The organism is Enterococcus sp. 125944, from assembly GCF_051909435.1.
Classification (GTDB): Bacteria; Bacillota; Bacilli; order Lactobacillales; family Enterococcaceae; genus Enterococcus_D; species Enterococcus_D gallinarum.
In genome coordinates this window covers 340,416-356,490 of sequence record NZ_JBQASY010000001.1, presented here as the reverse complement: position 1 = coordinate 356,490, position 16,075 = coordinate 340,416, and the positions used below count along the sequence as shown (strand labels likewise).

The following is a 16,075-nucleotide window of genomic DNA, read 5'->3' as shown; positions in this document are numbered from 1 at the left end:
TCACCGGTCTTACCGGCAACGCCAAACACTGGAAGTTTATTTTTGATTAAAAAAGATTTGTAAAGAAATTGGCAACTGATCGCCAGCCGATAACAAAAATATTTGCTTTTTCAACGGCTTTAGTAGTGATCAGCTCAGTAGTAGGGACTTCTTTACTACCATCCATATAACCTAATGTATCTGCAGGAATCATTGCTGTTACTTTTCCTAAATCCGTTCCTTTGGCAACTGGTGCAGAGACAGTTTCTTCGTTCATTGTTTTGTTATAATCGATTGTTGTGGTGAAGTCTTTTGGATCCATATCTTTACGTACCCAAACAGAAAGATCATTTTTTACCGCTATGGGAACAGTAAGTTCTTTGCCGTTTTTAACAGCGACCGTTTTTGTATCTGCTAACTGATCACCAGCAGATAGAATAGGAACTTGCTCCCACGCATCAAATGAGTAATCCATCAGTTTGCCTGTTTCGGTGAAACGTACACTAGGATTCTCAGCATGACCGTTGACGTTCAACACTACGGTGATAATACGCTGGCCATCTCGCACAGCCGTTCCAACAAAGCAAGCACCTGCTAAATCGGTGGTTCCGGTTTTCAAACCGTCAACACCATCTTTGGCGTTGATGAAACCAGGTAGCATCCAGTTCCAGTTGACCATCTCAACTGGTGAGTAGGAACCTTCACCAAATGTTTTGGTAACCGTGCTGGTGACTTCTAATACTTCTGGGAAGTCTTGGAGCAAATGTCTCGCTACGATAGCGACATCTTTTGCAGATAATTCATTTTCATCAGTGGAAGTGGAACCAGGGTAAAGGTTTTCTCCCAGATAGGTGTTATTCAGTCCGGAAGCATTGACAATCTTAGCATCTGTGATTCCCCATTCAGTGAGTTTGTCTTTCATTTGATCGACAAAGGCTGGCTCCGACCCGGCAATTTTCTCTGCTAGGGCAACGACCGCAGCATTAGCTGATTGAATGTAGCTCGCTTCATAAAGGTCTTTAACGGTGTATTGAACATCACGATGCAAAGGAACATTGGACAAGTCAGGTGTGACACTGAGGTCGGCTGCATATTGTGAGATTTCAACAGGGTCTTCCCAAGTCAATTTGCCTTCCTTGACTTGTTCTGCTACTAGATACAGACTAATGATTTTTGTCACTGAGGCGATGCCCATCGGGGTTTCTCCCTCTTGGTCATATAAAATCTTGCCTGTATCGAAATCCACTGAAAAAGCAGCTTTTGCATCGATAGAAAAGTTTTTGATTTCTTCAGCGGTAAATGTAGTTTCCTCAGCGTGGGAGATCAATGGTATTCCGGCAATAAAAAAGAGGGTTGCTAGACCCGCAATCAATGAATACCAGATTTTGGATAATTTCTGCATAGGTAAACTCCTTCGTTTCTGTATCTAAATCAAAAGTTTAACAAAGAGTTTCCTGAGTTGCAATACTCTAACAGAAAGTTCAAAAATTCGTAAGAACCAGCTTTTTTCTTCTTGCCGAATCACACCAGTGATCGCTTTGTCTTGAAACAACAGTTGTTTTTAGACATAAAAAAAAGCTTTTCTTTAACGAACAAAGAAAAGCAGTTTTTTTATCTAATAAAACTATCGGCGAATATGATTTCGGGGATCCTCACTTTGCACTTTTACAGGTACTTTCACTGCTCTTGTTTCTTGCTGCATCAATTGGCGGGCAAGAAACAGCGTTCCTCCAAGTAATGCGGCTAAACCAAAGATTGAAAAAAGTGAAACAAACGTCGCTAACATAGAAATCCCTTCTTTCTGTTTTTAATTAATGTGGAAGGTAGGAATCGAACCTACACCTTAATCTATGAACGATCATCTATCACTCAACGGAACACCTTGTTCAACCACTTCTTATTACTATCATAGCATGAACTGTCTAAAAATGCTGGTAGAAAGTCTGAGCATTTTCAGAGGAAATCAAGAATAAATAATGAAGAAACTTTGAAGAAATCATTCGATCTTTGTCAAAGGATATTGCCAATCTTCTGCTTCATCATAAAGGGTGAAGCGCTGGTCCTTTTGTTCAATGATCAAATGGTAACCCAATGAATCTAGTAAAACCAATCTTGATGGGGTCAGCTCAACGATCACAGTAGGTGAATGTTTCCCATCAATTGTCAGTGAATGCTCCTCTGTGATCTCAATGGATACAGTGTCTTTCATTTTTGAAGTGAACTGCCATTTCCCCACGAATTGTTGGCGGGGCTCAGTTTTTTGCTTTTCTTTTCTTAATATGAGCGAACTGGCAACACCGGTCAAAAGTGACAGACCAATCAACAGTGAACGTTTTTTCACATTTTCACATCCATTCCTACCTATGATGGAACTAGTATACCATGGGGAACAAAGAAATCCTCCTACTTTGGTCGGAACTTTAAAAGTTTTTAATTGACCGTATAATCCATTTATCAAATCTTGCAGTTCTCAGAAAATACCAGAAAATTGCAGCGGCAGCGGATAGCTGCAGCAATGATGCTGACCCAAAGCATTGTTCCATAGCTTATGGTAAAATCAGATAGAAAGTTTTCTGCTTTCTCCTACTTTAATTGAAAGAGAGTCTTTCACTGAGAATCAGAACATCATCAATTACTAGATCAACTGATTTAGCGTTTATTTAAGGAAGTCCGGCTGTTTTAAGGCCGAGGTATTAATGGAGAGGGAAAAAGATGGAATATCCAAATAGTCACTTAGCGATATTTATTATTCGGGAAAATCGCTTTATTGCCCGCTGTCGATTGATGTCAGGGGAGGAAGTAATCGTTCACGTCAAAAATACTGGTCGAGGAAAAGAGGTACTTGTTGCTGGTGCGTTAGTCACTTTGCAATACTGGAATAGTCCAAAGAGAAAAACTAATTATGATTTGATCGCAGTAAAAAAGGGCGACCAATGGATCAATATCGACAGTCAAGTCCCAAACCGTTTGGCCTATGAATCCTTGTTGGACGGAACGATTCTTTTACCGCAGATCACAGGCAATCTAACTTTACTAAAGAGAGAAGTGACGTATCACCGTTCAAAGTTTGATTTTTATTTTGAAACAGATGTCGGAGAAAAGGGCTTTATAGAAATCAAAGGGATGACTTTGGAAAACAAACGAGTGGGTGCTTTTCCAGATGCGCCCACCAGTCGCGGATTGAAACATGTAAGTGAACTGATAGATGCTAAGAAAGAAGGGTACTATGCCGCGGTATTGTTTGTCGTCCAATTTGAAGACATTGATGTCGCGACGATCCATCGTGCCATGCAACCAGAGCTAGCAAAAAAAATCGGACAAGCAATTGCAGACGGAATCCAAGTTTTCGCGTATAATTGTCTTGTGGATGAAACCAGCATTTCCATTAATAAAGCAGTACCTTTTGATCTTACGGCTGCTTTTGAAGACCCAAACTTATAAGAAAAGAGGGAATATGAATGATTCATTTAGGGATAATCGGTACAAATTGGATCACGGATCAATTTGTACAAGCTGCACATGAAACGGGACGCTACCATCTAACGGCTGTCTATTCTAGAAAACTGGCGACTGCTCAGTCTTTTGCAGAGAAATATGGAGAAGTGACTTGTGTAGATGATTTAACGGCTTTCTTTCAACTAGAAGAATTAGATACGGTATATATTGCATCTCCCAACAGTTTGCATTTTGAACAAGCAAAACAAGGGATTTTGTCAGGAAAAAATGTGATCGTCGAAAAACCTGCCTTTTCGACACCATCAGAAATGGCTGAGATCATTGAATTGGCCAATGAAAATCAAGTTTTATTTTTTGAAGCAGCGCGCAACATTCATGAGAAAAGTTTTGACACCATTGCGTCTGTCTTAACTGAACATGGCAATATCATTGGTGCAAACTTTACCTATATGAAATACTCTTCACGGTATGATGCAGTGTTAGCAGGAGAGGAGCCAAATATTTTTTCTCCCCATTTTTCTGGCGGCGCATTGGTAGATCTGGGTGTTTATCCCGTTTATGCAGCACTAGCTTGGTTTGGCAGACCACAAAATGTTTATTATTTTGCCCGGAAAATCGTGACAGGAGTCGATGGGATCGGTACGATCATTTTACGTTATGAAACTTTTGACGTAACCATTCAAACTGGAAAAATCGGCAACTCTGACTTGAAATCAGAAATATATTTTGAAAATGGAACACTGGAACTAAATGCAGTCAATGCCATTGAACAAGCGGTATTTTATGACCGTACAAATAATGAAACGGTATTACCGGTGACTGCGCAGGCAAATCCGATGGTCGAAGAAGCTGCAGATTTTGCAGAAGTCATCGAAAATAAAGCAGATCCCCAATTGGGTGCGCGCTATGAAGAATGGATCGAATTAGCTCGTGATGTCAATGAAGCGATCTATCTCATGAGAAAACACGCAGAAATATCCTTTGACGCAGACAAAGAGTAAGGAATGGAATGTATGACAGCAACTTATTTAGCAGAAGTTTGGCAAGAAAAATGGCAAAGCAGCGGCTTTTCTGCGCCATCACTGATTCAAGAACGGGTTTACCCCCTCTTGAAATCAGGACAATCAGTAGTAGGCGTTTCGCCGACAGGTTCAGGGAAAACATTGGCCTATTTACTACCTTTATTGGAAACTGTAAAAGTTGGTGAAGGCAATCAGCTCCTGATTTTGACCTCTTCCCAAGAACTGGCCATGCAGGTCACACAGGTCGCACGAGATTGGGCCCAGCTTTTAGATTTGCAGGTTTTACCACTGATTGGCGGCGCAAATACTAAGCGACAAATTGAAAAGTTGAAGGCCAAACCAGAAGTTTTGGTGGGGACACCAGGACGAGTATTGGAATTGATCAAATTAAAAAAAGTCAAAACGCAACAGATTCACGGGATAGTCTTGGATGAAGTGGATCAATTACTGAAAGAAGGGGCCTTTGGGCTCGCTAGCAAAATCTTGACGCTTATTCCAAAACAGGCGACTCGCAGTTTCTTCTCTGCAACTGCCAATGAGGTTCTAAAAGAAATTCAAGAACTGGCTTTTGAAACACCACAGGTCATTGATGTGACAGAGGAAGACCAGAGCAAAGGGATGATCCATCATTATTATTTGAATTACCCGAGTCGTAAACTAGTGGATGCTTTGCGCCGGTTGGCTTACTTACCAGATTTTCAGGGATTGATTTTTTTCAATGAATTAAGTGCATTAGGTAATGCTGAAGAAAAACTGCTCTTTCATGGTTTGCCAGTCGCCTCCCTTGCTTCAGACCAGAACAAACTGACCCGCCGTGCTTCGCTTGATGGGTTCCGTCAGGGAAAGATTTGTGAATTACTAACGACAGATGTTGCTGCCAGAGGATTGGATGTCGATCAGCTGGGGTATGTGGTCAACACCGAGGTTCCACAAGAGAAAGAATCTTATCTTCACCGAGCAGGTCGTGTGGGACGGATGGGAAATGAGGGCACAGTGATCACGATCGTCCAAGACCATACATTAAAGGATCTAAAGAAAATTGCCGCACAGCTGGATGTAACGCTGCAAGAAGTTTTCTTGCATGGAGGTGCGCTTCACACAGAGCGTCCGGAAGTTAAAAGTGAACCTAAAAAAGAGCAGAGTGTGCAGAAAAATTCCAGAAAAACTTCTGAAAAATTACACACTATGCCAAAGAAAACGAAGAAAAAGCAAAAAAACCAAAAAGATAAAGGCAAAAGACGCCATTGAGCGTCTTTTTGTGTTACCATTAACGGTGGTTAATTACTAGTGTGTAATATTGAGGAGGCATTTTCGTGAATTCAAGGAAAGAAGAAATCTTTCAGACGATCGAACTGCACAAACAAGGTCTGACAGCCTTAGAGGTTGCGGAGATTTTACAAATCGATCGCAGTAATGCAAGCCGTTATCTCAGTGAATTATTTAAAGAAAATAAAATCAGCAAGCGTGCTGGTCGACCAGTAATCTATGAACCATTGAATGAGGAAGTTCATGTGGATGTGTCCTCCGAGGTTAGCTTTGAAAGTCTGGTGGGCGTTCAAGCTTCTTTGAAAGTCAGTATCCAACAGGCGAAAGCGGCCATTCTATATCCGCCCCGTGGACTGCATACTATTATATTCGGCGAAACCGGGACCGGGAAATCATTATTTGCGGAGTGTATGTATCATTTCGCTGTGGAATCAAAAATGCTGAAAAAAGATGCCCCATTTGTTGCGTTTAATTGTGCGGACTATGCGCAAAATCCCCAATTGCTATTTGGTCATATCTTTGGGATCCGCAAAGGCGCATACACTGGCGCTGCGGAAGATAGTCCCGGACTAATGGCGAAAGCCGATGGCGGTATTTTGTTTCTGGATGAGATTCATCGTTTGCCGCCGGAAGGCCAGGAAATGCTCTTTACCTTTATCGACAAGGGAGTCTATCGTCCTCTAGGTGAAAGCAATCAAGTGTACGAAGCTTCTGTGCAGATCATCGGTGCTACAACAGAATCTTCAGAAACATTTTTGACGACATTCAACCGAAGGATTCCAATGGCCATCACTTTGCCGAATGTGGAGAGTCGTTCACTGGATGAACGATATGAAATCATCTCCTTATTTATCAAGCAAGAAGCAACTCGGCTCAATCAACGGATCGACGTTGAGCGAGATGCGATTTTGGCCTTTATGCTGTATGAAGCAGAAGGCAATATCGGTCAAATCAAACGTGATTTGAAATTAGTCTGTGCCAAAGCATTCCTCCATTATCGGACCTACGGCAAAAAGCATTTATTGATTCGTAAAGAAGATTGTTCACTGCAAGTCCAAAAAGGATTGTTGAAAATCAAAGAAATGTCGGAACGTCTCGATCGATTTTTAGAAGGCAAAGGCGATTTTTTGAGTTTCGAGCCTGGGGATCAAGATGTTGTTTGGTCACAAGATCCTCAAAGAAATATGCAGGTTTACAATGAGATTGAAGAGAAAGTCAGCAGCTTGATCGAGACAGGTGTTGCAACGATCGATCTGGAAAATCTGATTTCCAAGGATGTGGATGCCTATTTTGAAATGTATGTAGAAGAGCTGACGCAAAATCCCGTTCACAAAGAGTTGATTCCAGAAGATATTTGGAAACTGACCAATCACCTTTATGATATCGCTGAGCAAAAATTGGATCGTACATACAATGAAAAAGCACGTTTTGCCTTTGCACTTCATCTTCAAAGTACATTAGAACGCGTAAAAGAAGGCCACATGATCGTTCATCCAGACTTAAATACGATTCGGAAAAATCTGAAATCAGAGTTTCAGGTGGCGATGGATCTATCAACTATTATTGAAGAGGAACGACACGTGGAGATTCCCTTCGATGAAATTGGCTTTATTAGTATGTTTCTAGCTATTCAGGTGAAAAAACAGATCATGCCGCTTGAGAAGGTAGAAGTCGTCGTCTTGATGCATGGAAGAGCAACAGCTAGCAGCATGCTGGAAACCGCACAGGAGCTATTGGAAACCACTAGCGGTTATGCAATGAATATGTCATTGGATACAGAAGTGGGCGCAATGTACGAAAAGTTACTGGCCTATGTTTCTAAGAATAAAGATAAATTAAGTAATGGTCTATTGCTTCTCACTGATATGGGATCATTGAACTCTTTTGCAACACTTATTTATGAAGAAACGGGCATTCGGACGAAAGCAATCTCCATGTCCAGTACGATGATCGTGCTGGAAGCTTTGCGCATGGCAGAGAGTGGACGCAGTCTCGAGGATATCTATCAAAACATCCAGCGTTCCTTTGAGACGATCGTTCAAGAGCAATTCCGCACGGTTCGGGAAGCCAAAGGCAATAAAAAGGCAGTAATCGTTACGTGCTTTACGGGAGAAGGTGTCGCTGCCAAGCTGTATCAGCGCATCTATCCGGTCGTCGATCAAGAGAAGGTCGAAATTATTCAAATGCAATTTATTGAGAAAGAAACCTTCAAGAAACACATCGATGGGTTGCTAGAAGAATATGAGATCAAAGCCATCGCTGGCACAGTAGATATCGATTATCAAAACATTCCTTTCTTTTCGGCTTATGATGTCTTTGATGACGAACGGTTGAATGTGCTGAAGCGAATCGTTTCTGATGAAGTTCCCATCGAGAAAATTGTTCGCTCTCTTGAAAATACCCTTACGCATGTCGGGTCTGTCTACCATTTGATCGAGAGCTTGCAACGAATCGTCCATCAGGTTCAGAATCAGCTGCATGTGACACTAGAACCGACTGTAGATGCCGGGTTAGTGATCCACCTTGCTTTTCTTGTGGAGAGCAATTTGAAAAAGGAACCTTCCCGAGCATTTAAGGATTTAGCAAACTTCCAAAAGCGGTATCGAATCGAGACCGATGTGTTGCGAACGAACTTGCTGCAAATCGAAAAAAATTATCAAATCAAGATCTCTGAAGATGAGATTGCGTATCTCACACAGATGTTCTTAGAAAATGAAATAAAAAATCATCATGAATCCGCACACAATATTAGTGTGTAATGAGAAAAAGTAAAAGTGTGTAAGCGTTAAATTGGTGCAGACCATTGTTAAATCAAGGTTTGCACTTTTTTTATTTTGGCACGCTTTTTGCTTTATAGTTAAGTGTAAATAATAATTTAGAAAGGAGTGACAATGATGGCGAAAAAAACGATTATGCTCGTATGTTCTGCTGGCATGAGTACTAGTTTGTTGGTAACAAAAATGCAAAAAGCAGCTGAAGCAAAAGGAATGGACGCAGATATTTTTGCAGTTTCCGCTTCAGAAGCAGACCAACATTTAGAATCAAAACCGGTGGATGTTCTATTGTTAGGCCCACAAGTACGTTTTATGAAATCACAGTTTGAACAAAAATTAGCACCTAAAGGGATTCCTTTAGAAGTCATCAACATGGCTGATTATGGCATGATGAATGGCGAAAAAGTTTTAGCACAAGCAGAAAGCTTAATGAAGTAGTGAAGTAAGAGGAGGATTTTTTTGATGGACGAGCAAAATTTGGAAGCCATTATGGGTTTGATCATGTATGGCGGAAATGCGAAAAGTGATGCAATGGAGGCAATTGCGGCAGCCAAAGAAGGAAATTTTGAATTGGCAGACCAAAAGATTGCGGATGCTGAAGCATCTTTAGTAGAAGCACACCACTCACAAACTGGTTTGTTGACACAAGAAGCACAAGGCAACCATATGACAGTGACCTTGTTGACGGTTCATTCGCAAGACCATCTAATGACATCAATCGCATTTACAGATCTAGCGAAAGAAATCATTGATATTTATCGACGTATGAGTAACGAATAATCTTTGAACGGATAGAAGTAGTTATTTGTTGATTTTATCTCTTAGAAAAATCTTCTTTGGCGAATAGAACTTATAGGAGGACATAAAAATGGATGGATTAACGAGTTGGATGGAGAAATACATTCTCCCCGTAGCAGCGAAGATTGGTGCTCAAAAGCACTTAGTAGCGTTGCGTGATGCGTTTATTGGAACAATGCCCGCGACAATGGCTGGTTCGATCGCTGTAATGATCAATGCGATCATTCGCGATCTGCCGCCACAGTTTTGGCCTAGTTATGATGCAAGTACAATTCCAGTTATACGTGAAATTATTAGTATTAATGGGTTTGTTTGGAATGGTACACTAGCTGTAGCTGGATTGGTTTTTGCTTTTTCTTGGGGGTATAACTTAGCCCGAGCATACCGCGTCAATGACCTTGCCGGTGGGATCGTCGGAATGGCGACACTGATCCAAGGAATCGCTTTTTCATATAGCACATCTGTTGCGACGACAGTTCCTGCAAATTTGATGGATGAAATCAATGCTGGTACAGCAACAACTGGTTGGTCAGCAACAGCTGAAGGAATTACAGCTGGCGGCTGGGGCTGGTTGAATTTGAACCATCTAAATGGGAATGCATACTTTACTGTAATGATCATGGGAGCAATCTCAGTCATCATTTTCTGTAAATTAATGTTAGCCAATATTACAATCAAAATGCCGGATTCCGTTCCACCAGCAGTTTCGAAAGCTTTTGCCGCAATCTTACCGGCAACGATCGCTTTGTATGTTATTGCTATTATTAACTTTATTGTTGGACAATTGACGGATGGACAATTGATTATCGACCTTGTTCAGAAATATATTGCTGAACCATTCTTGGGTCTTTCTCAAGGAATAGGTGCAGTCTTGATCGTTACTGTTTTTGTACAAATCTTCTGGTTCTTTGGTATCCATGGTCCAAACGTATTGGCACCAGTTTTGGAAGGTATCTGGGGACAAGCACAGTTGATCAATATTGATATTTTCCAAAAAGGATATGATGGAAAAACTGGAACAAGCGCGGTATTGGCAGCCATTGAAGATGGAAAAGCGTATATGTGGGTTCGTGGATCATTCGATGCATTTGCATGGTTTGGTGGTTCAGGTGGAACGATTGTTCTTTTGATCGCCATCTTAGTTTTCTCTAAACGTGCAGACTATCTGACAGTTGCCAAATTATCAATTGGACCTGGTATCTTCAATATCAACGAACCAGTCATGTTTGGTTTGCCAATCGTGTTGAATGCGATCATGTTCATTCCATTCATTATTGCACCGCTTGTTGCTACAACAATTGGTTGGTTAGCTACTTACTGGGGATTAGTCTCACCAGTTTCTCAACAAGTAACTTGGGTTGTGCCGCCAATGTTATTATCATTCTTAGCAACCGGTGCAGACTGGCGTGCGCCAATCGTCACTTTAGTATGTATGGTGGTCACCTTCTTCATCTGGGCGCCATTTGTTATCTCAGCAAATAAAATTGATCCAAAATTAGGCGAATAGCCCTTTAATCGAGAGGAACTGCTATCGCTTCATAGTTGAGGTAGCAGTTCTTCTTTTCATTCATTAAGAATACAGTTAGAAAACAGCAGCAAGAAAACTGCTCGAGGAGGAATAAAAAATGATCTCAATCGCAAGTGCTATGCAGCAAGATGCAATCAAAGAATTATTAGAAGGATACAATGAAGACGGTGTGTCTTACACATTTAAAGAAAAACAAGGGATCAAATTGATTTTTACTACCACAGCTGACGATGCAGAAGCAGCAGCTAAAAAAGCGAAAGAATTGATTAAGGCCCAACCATGGGGATCTGTGCTATACTTTCAAGCAACCGCTGTTTGATGTCGTAATACAACTGATGTCAGGGACGATTAAATAGATAGGGATGAATCAAAATGATAAAAAACGGCTTATTTTTGTGCAGTATCGGGTTGCTTGTGATTTTGTATAGCATGAACCCAAGCAATATGCGTTTAGACATTTTCAGTTTTACTACTGGAATTGCTTTGCTGATAGGCGGCGGTTTGTTGTTTATGAAAGGCAAGAAAAAAGCTGATCAATCAAATGGAGGACAGTCTAAATGAAAATTGAAAAAACATTGAACGTTCCAAGTCCAGTCTTTTTCGATAAAATAATCGACTCAGTGATATTTGATATCCGCAAGGCAACAGGCAAAACGGTTTCCCGCAAACAGTTAGCCGGATATGAGTACGTCAAGGAATTTTCAGCTTCCAGCCGTGCAAAAATCAAAATTGAAGAAGTCATTGAGAATCAAGTCTATCAGTTTCGGACAGAGACAACCAAAAATGAGTTTGTCGTTCGCTATGAGCTGGAAACGATAAATGAAAAGCAGACAAAGGTAATTTATACGGAAACGATGAAGTCATTCGGTATTTTGCAACAAATGAATGATATGCTACTTGGAACGATTCTAGGTTATTTTAAACGAAAACAATTCAAAAAAATGCTGGTTATGATGGAAGAATCATATTAAAGGGGTCCTGTGACGCCTTTTTTGTGTTTTCCAGGTAGGTAATAGGAGGAAATCGGATGAGTGATGTACGTAGAATGGATGAAGCAGGCCCACAAGAAGTTTTGGATTTAGTGGCTTATGCTTTCCAATGGGAATTAAGTGAGAAAAATAAGGAGCGTTATCGCTTGCTAGCAGAGAATTCATGGAACTATGGTTCGTATGATGATCAAGGAAAGTTGGCTAGTCAAATCATGGCCACACCTTTTGCCATTGATTTTCATGGAACAAGCTATCCGATGGCAGGAATCGGTTTTGTTGCGTCATATCCAGAATATCGAAGTCAGGGAAGAATCGACCGCATCATGCGCCGCATCTTGGAAGATTGTTATGAGCAGGGAATTGTCCTTTCCTATTTAGCACCTTTTTCTTTTCCCTTTTATCGTCGCTATGGGTATGAATACGTCTTTGAACGTATGGTCTATGACGTTGCTGCTCATGAATGGGCCGATAGTCCCAGAGTAACAGGTTCGATTCAGCGTCTGCCATGGTCAGAGGCTAAAAGTGTGATCCACGATATTTATCATGCTATGCCAAGACATAAAAAAGGCGGATTGCTGCGAGCAGATTGGTGGGAAACGATCAAATTTACGTATCGTAAGCCGTATACATTTGCCATTTACCGCGATGAAGCTGGGAATAATACCGGTTATCTAGTTTATACGATTCAAGAAGGCAAATTCATCATTGAAGAGTGGGGTTACTTAAATATTGAGGCTTATCACGGATTGAATCGATTGATTGTCTCTCATGCCGATTCTGTTGCCCGAATCATTTATCAACCAGGTTATGACAATGATATTCGCCAGGCAATTGCTGCCAAACCAATAGCACACTATCAGGTGAGACCGGATATGATGGCGCGAGTAGTCGATGTTCATCGCTTTTTGACGCAATATCCCTTTACTTATCAGCTAAATGGAGCTTTTGCTATTGAGATCCAAGAAGATAAATATGCGCCTTGGAACAATGGGATTTATGAAATCTCTATCAAGGACGGTCAGCATTCAATCGAAAAAGTAACGCAGACGCAACAACCAATAGTAAAAACAACCGTGCAGCGTTTTGTCCAGTTATTTATGGGATACCAAACAGTTGATACAATGGTTTTCTTGGAACAATTAGTGGCAGATGATGCAGCAATAAACTGCATCAAGTCTAATCTTCCAATAGGAAAACCAATATTAGAAGACTATTTCTGATTTATCGAGTCGTCCAATCAGCAAAATACCTGATGGTCCCCTCGCGTTTTAGGTAGGAATCCTTTAAGAAATGAGAGCAGTGATACGGACAGCTGATGGATCAGATCTGTTTTATCATCTTTGGTTTTAACTTGCTTCTTAGACAAGTGTTCTGTTGCAACTAAGATTTTTTTATCTGATAAGCAAAAAAACTCTTGTCCAGCAAGAGTTTAACAGGTTCTTTCAACGTTCCCTGCCGGAATCGAACCAGCAACTAATCCTTAGGAGGGACTTGTTATATCCATTTAACTAAGGGAACACAACAATCCCATTTTACCTGTAAATTCATCTTCCTGCAACCCTAAGTCATAGTTATTTTTGTTGCGGGATAAGGGAAGATGAGGAATAGAAACCCGATTTATGCAATCGTTTTGCTTTATGGATAAAAATAGGCATGGTACACTTTAGGTGTAACCGATCAAGTAGGAGGTAATGTTGAATGGTAAAATTTGGGAAAGCTTTTTTGTCGCAATTAACAACTGACGGAATCAATGGACCATTTGTCACGATCATGCTAAATACTCACGTAGGTCACCAAAATGTTGAGAAAGATCAAATCAAATTCAAAAATTTTGCTAAAGAAGCAAAACGCCGATTTGAGAAGAGATATCCCGACCACTCATGGAACAAATTCCAGGAAAAAATTGAGACTCTGCTTGCTGATCAGGCATTTTGGCGCAGCAGCACCAAAAGTGTGGCAGTGATCTTAACAGCAGAAGAAACATTGATCCATCGCTTGAGTATTCCCGTGGATGATCAATACTATGTCGGAGATACACCTTACCTGTTGGCGATCATCAAAAATGCCCAATTCAATTATGCCTTTTATTTACTTGCATTGAATCGGGATTCCATGAAAGTATACCATGTTGAAAACAAGCAAGTCACTGAAGTGGCATTGCCTGAAGACGCTCCTGTTGACATTGAAACTGCTCTTGGTGAAGAAATCAGCGGTGGTGGAGATTTCAATTACAGTGCACAAGGTGCACCAAACAGTTCTGGTGAAGGCGTTGCCTACCACGGCTTCAGTGCTAAAGACGAAGAGGTTGAGATCGATCATGTCAATTACTACCAAGCTGTAGACAATTATTTTAAAAATGAATTTCCAAATGAGGAAAATTTACCGCTTTATCTTTTTGCACTCCCTGAAAATCAAACATTATTTAAGAAGATTGCAAAAACAAGTTACTTCAAAAAAGATGCTTGTATTGCGTCATCGCCTGCTTCATTATCCCCACAACAAATTGCCGAGTGTGCGCAAAAATTGATGGACGATCTGATGCAGAATGAAGTAGCTTCTTACAACAAACTGCTTGACCGCAAATTTATGGATCAATTAGTGGACATTGTACCAGCAGCGAAAGAAGGACGGATCGCGCAGCTCTTTATCGCCACTTCAAATTTAGTGGATGGCTTCGGAGAAGACCCGGATACTGAGTATGATCGTCGGCAAGTGCTGAATACATTGGCCAAAAATGTGTTGGAAAACAGTGGAGAAGTCTCTATATTGGAGCAAAAAGATGCGCCGGATGAGAAAAGTTTGACTGCGATCTTGCGGTACTAGTTTCCTAAATATCCGTAAAGCACCAGTTGAATAAATTAGCCTGTGACATAAACAACAAGAAGAATAATCTGAACGATTTACCAGGATTGCGTATCCCTTGTATAGTTGCTACTAGAACTTACAAACTGTAGGAGCAATCGTAGAATTTTTCGGATTAGTCCCTTTGTTGTAGAACATATGTCACAGGCTTTTTCTCTAAAAAAGTGCCTTCTTTGTGGAGAAAGTTAAGAAATAATTGCGTTTTCATTTTTTTTAAGTTTGCGATAGTCAAGAAGCAAAAACTGTGCTATAATACGAAGTGTAGTTTTTGTTACGGTAATTTATGGTAGCTTGTTTCATTTTAAAACATCTCCCACATTTTCACCATATACAAGTAATTGCAAAATATGTGTTTTAACACAAGGAGGATTTTTATTATGGAAACAGGTACAGTAAAATGGTTTAACTCAGACAAAGGTTTTGGTTTCATCACTGCAGAAAACGGAAACGACGTATTCGTTCACTTTTCAGCTATCCAAGGTGAAGGCTTCAAAACTTTAGAAGAAGGTCAAGCTGTTACTTTCGATATCGAAGACGGACAACGTGGACCACAAGCTACTAACGTAAACAAAGCTTAATTATTGCCTATCAGAGCAGCCTAGCTGCTCTTTTTTTGTGCTTTCATTCAAAAGAAGGTAGAGTCTAAATTTGTTTGCATTTTCTGTATTTGTTATACTTGAAAAAAGGGGGACTCAGGATGGGACTGAATGAATTTATTTTGGGACTGGCGAATTTGGAAAAGATTCAACGGGCGCCGGGGTTCTTTAAGTTTACAGAACATAGCGTCGCGGCGCATTCTTTTCGAGTCGCAATGATTGCCCAGACATTGGCTGATATTGAAGAGCAGGCGGGAAATACGATCGATTGGCAGATTCTCTATGAAAAAGCATTAAATCATGATTATACTGAACGATTCATTGGAGACATCAAAACGCCTGTCAAATATGCAAATAAAGAATTGCGGCAAATGCTTTCGACAGTAGAAGAAAAGATGACAGATACATTCATCGAAGAAGAGATTCCAGAATCATTTCAGCCGATTTATCGTCGTAGATTAGCGGATGGTAAAGATGATTCCCTGGAAGGCCAATTGTTGGCGATCGCAGATAAAATTGATTTGCTTTATGAATCTTTTGAAGAAATTTCAAAAAGCAATCCAGATAAAGTCTACAAAGAAATGTTTCGCGAAGCAGTAATGACGGTCAAAAATTTTAATCACCGTCCTAGTGTGTCTTACTTCTTTGAAGCGGTCTTTCCAGAACTATTGAATGCAGATTTCTATGGAAAAGAAAATTTTCTAGAAGAAATCGCAAACCTAATCAAAAATTGAAATGGTCTGTGAAACAAGTTTACCTATGAAAAAAACATACTAAGAGCAGAGGAGAAACTCATCCGTCGATA

The 16,075-nt window shown here is 40.5% G+C and carries 17 protein-coding genes and 1 tRNA gene; 14 read left to right on the top strand and 4 right to left on the bottom strand.

What is annotated here, in order from left to right; genetic code table 11:
- Window positions 1-46: 46 nt before the first annotated feature.
- The 3 genes from ACTFWY_RS01660 to ACTFWY_RS01650 all read right to left on the bottom strand — a co-directional run bounded on the left by ACTFWY_RS01660 (window position 47) and on the right by ACTFWY_RS01650 (window position 2,320).
- Complete coding sequence (locus tag ACTFWY_RS01660; RefSeq protein ID WP_311810715.1) at window positions 47-1,381, bottom strand: serine hydrolase; 1,335 nt, start codon at window positions 1,379-1,381, stop codon at window positions 47-49.
- A 222-nt stretch (window positions 1,382-1,603) separates the two neighbouring features.
- Window positions 1,604-1,765 carry a hypothetical protein gene (locus ACTFWY_RS01655; RefSeq protein ID WP_003126893.1) on the bottom strand — a complete coding sequence of 54 codons (162 nt, stop codon included), beginning with the start codon at window positions 1,763-1,765 and terminating at the stop codon, window positions 1,604-1,606.
- 210 nt (window positions 1,766-1,975) lie between these two features.
- The gene (locus ACTFWY_RS01650; RefSeq protein ID WP_003126895.1) at window positions 1,976-2,320 is read right to left on the bottom strand and encodes a DUF4828 domain-containing protein; all 345 of its coding nucleotides are present in this window, start codon (window positions 2,318-2,320) and stop codon (window positions 1,976-1,978) included.
- A 371-nt stretch (window positions 2,321-2,691) separates the two neighbouring features.
- Between ACTFWY_RS01650 and sfsA the strand changes: the two genes are divergently transcribed.
- From sfsA to ACTFWY_RS01595, 11 genes are all read left to right on the top strand, one after another.
- Window positions 2,692-3,420 (top strand): DNA/RNA nuclease SfsA, encoded by a 729-nt coding sequence (gene sfsA, locus ACTFWY_RS01645; RefSeq protein ID WP_005472220.1) that lies wholly within the window; start codon window positions 2,692-2,694, stop codon window positions 3,418-3,420.
- A 17-nt stretch (window positions 3,421-3,437) separates the two neighbouring features.
- Complete coding sequence (locus ACTFWY_RS01640; protein WP_003126897.1) at window positions 3,438-4,436, top strand: Gfo/Idh/MocA family protein; 999 nt, start codon at window positions 3,438-3,440, stop codon at window positions 4,434-4,436.
- 12 nt (window positions 4,437-4,448) lie between these two features.
- Entirely contained in the window at window positions 4,449-5,705 is a 1,257-nt protein-coding gene (locus ACTFWY_RS01635) for a DEAD/DEAH box helicase (RefSeq protein WP_230321040.1), read from the top strand.
- A gap of 65 nt (window positions 5,706-5,770) precedes the next feature.
- Entirely contained in the window at window positions 5,771-8,482 is a 2,712-nt protein-coding gene (locus ACTFWY_RS01630; RefSeq protein WP_103299890.1) for a sigma 54-interacting transcriptional regulator, read from the top strand.
- Window positions 8,483-8,617: 135 nt separating this feature from the next.
- Window positions 8,618-8,935, top strand: a complete 318-nt coding sequence (locus ACTFWY_RS01625; RefSeq protein WP_003126900.1) for a PTS sugar transporter subunit IIB — start codon at window positions 8,618-8,620, stop codon at window positions 8,933-8,935.
- A 24-nt stretch (window positions 8,936-8,959) separates the two neighbouring features.
- Window positions 8,960-9,277 (top strand): PTS lactose/cellobiose transporter subunit IIA, encoded by a 318-nt coding sequence (locus ACTFWY_RS01620; RefSeq protein ID WP_003126901.1) that lies wholly within the window; start codon window positions 8,960-8,962, stop codon window positions 9,275-9,277.
- Between the two features lie 88 nt (window positions 9,278-9,365).
- Window positions 9,366-10,802 carry a PTS sugar transporter subunit IIC gene (locus ACTFWY_RS01615; protein WP_003126904.1) on the top strand — a complete coding sequence of 479 codons (1,437 nt, stop codon included), beginning with the start codon at window positions 9,366-9,368 and terminating at the stop codon, window positions 10,800-10,802.
- 118 nt (window positions 10,803-10,920) lie between these two features.
- Window positions 10,921-11,142: a hypothetical protein gene (locus tag ACTFWY_RS01610; RefSeq protein ID WP_003126906.1), complete on the top strand. Its 222-nt coding sequence runs from the start codon at window positions 10,921-10,923 to the stop codon at window positions 11,140-11,142.
- 53 nt (window positions 11,143-11,195) lie between these two features.
- Window positions 11,196-11,384 (top strand): DUF3188 domain-containing protein, encoded by a 189-nt coding sequence (locus tag ACTFWY_RS01605; RefSeq protein WP_003126909.1) that lies wholly within the window; start codon window positions 11,196-11,198, stop codon window positions 11,382-11,384.
- Complete coding sequence (locus tag ACTFWY_RS01600; protein ID WP_003126911.1) at window positions 11,381-11,794, top strand: DUF3284 domain-containing protein; 414 nt, start codon at window positions 11,381-11,383, stop codon at window positions 11,792-11,794. The genes ACTFWY_RS01605 and ACTFWY_RS01600 overlap by 4 nt, the downstream gene beginning before the upstream one ends.
- A 56-nt stretch (window positions 11,795-11,850) precedes the next feature.
- Window positions 11,851-13,032, top strand: a complete 1,182-nt coding sequence (locus ACTFWY_RS01595; protein ID WP_311810714.1) for a GNAT family N-acetyltransferase — start codon at window positions 11,851-11,853, stop codon at window positions 13,030-13,032.
- A 226-nt stretch (window positions 13,033-13,258) separates the two neighbouring features.
- Here ACTFWY_RS01595 and ACTFWY_RS01590 read toward each other — a convergent pair.
- Window positions 13,259-13,330, bottom strand: a tRNA-Arg gene (locus ACTFWY_RS01590).
- Between the two features lie 180 nt (window positions 13,331-13,510).
- Between ACTFWY_RS01590 and ACTFWY_RS01585 the strand changes: the two genes are divergently transcribed.
- The 3 genes from ACTFWY_RS01585 to ACTFWY_RS01575 all read left to right on the top strand — a co-directional run bounded on the left by ACTFWY_RS01585 (window position 13,511) and on the right by ACTFWY_RS01575 (window position 16,004).
- Window positions 13,511-14,635 carry a baeRF6 domain-containing protein gene (locus ACTFWY_RS01585; RefSeq protein ID WP_138371726.1) on the top strand — a complete coding sequence of 375 codons (1,125 nt, stop codon included), beginning with the start codon at window positions 13,511-13,513 and terminating at the stop codon, window positions 14,633-14,635.
- 416 nt (window positions 14,636-15,051) lie between these two features.
- Window positions 15,052-15,252: a cold-shock protein gene (locus ACTFWY_RS01580; RefSeq protein ID WP_003126918.1), complete on the top strand. Its 201-nt coding sequence runs from the start codon at window positions 15,052-15,054 to the stop codon at window positions 15,250-15,252.
- Window positions 15,253-15,371: 119 nt separating this feature from the next.
- A complete protein-coding gene (locus tag ACTFWY_RS01575; protein ID WP_005472230.1) occupies window positions 15,372-16,004 on the top strand; it encodes an HD domain-containing protein in 633 nt (210 codons plus the stop codon).
- Window positions 16,005-16,075 lie beyond the last annotated feature (71 nt).